General features: G+C 65.6%; 2 protein-coding genes. Both read left to right on the forward strand.

Translation table 11 applies throughout. The features are described from left to right. A partial coding sequence (locus AC1DTN_RS38455) for a DUF3108 domain-containing protein (RefSeq protein WP_477925450.1) occupies positions 1–376 on the forward strand: 376 nt, incomplete at its 5' end. Between the two features lie 121 nt (positions 377–497). After that, on the forward strand, positions 498–602 hold a 105-nt coding region (locus tag AC1DTN_RS38460), incomplete at its 3' end, for a DUF3567 family protein (RefSeq protein ID WP_477925452.1).

Genomic DNA, 602 nt, shown 5'->3' on the forward strand with positions numbered 1-602 from the left:
GTTCAGCAACAATTCGCCGAGCGTGCCGCTCCTGCCCGGGGCGCCGGACCGGCTGAGCGTCGTCATGCAGCTGGGCGCGCTGCTGGCGGGCGACCCGGCCCGTTATCCCCCGGGCGCCATCATTGCCGTCCAGACGGTCGGCCCGAGCGACGGCCATATCTGGACCTTCAATGTCGAAGGCGAGGAAAGACTGAACCTGCCGGCCGGGGAATTCGCCGCGCGCAGGCTCACGCGCAACCCGCGCCAGCCCTTCGACGACAAGATCGAACTCTGGGTCGCGCCCGAACTCGGCTACCTGCCGGTGCGCGTCAAGCAGACCCTGACCAACGGCGACTTCGTCGACCTCCAAGTGCGCGGATCAAGCGCGCCGGGCTGAAAAATGCACAAAAGAGCCCGGCCTGCGCCTACAGAAGGACGGCCGTTCTTGAAACTGGCGCGTTGATTGCCATGTAGGCAGCATGAATGCAATCGACATCCTCACAGGGCCCGCCATGCACATGCTTTACGACTCCGATTCTTATGTCGTCGTCCACGTGCAGCCGACGGAGGGCGAAGAGCCCGCCGCGGCACACGTGCCGGTGCTGGCGCGCCACGGCTTTGAA

Source organism: Rhizobium sp. 01T444 (genome assembly GCF_056398305.1).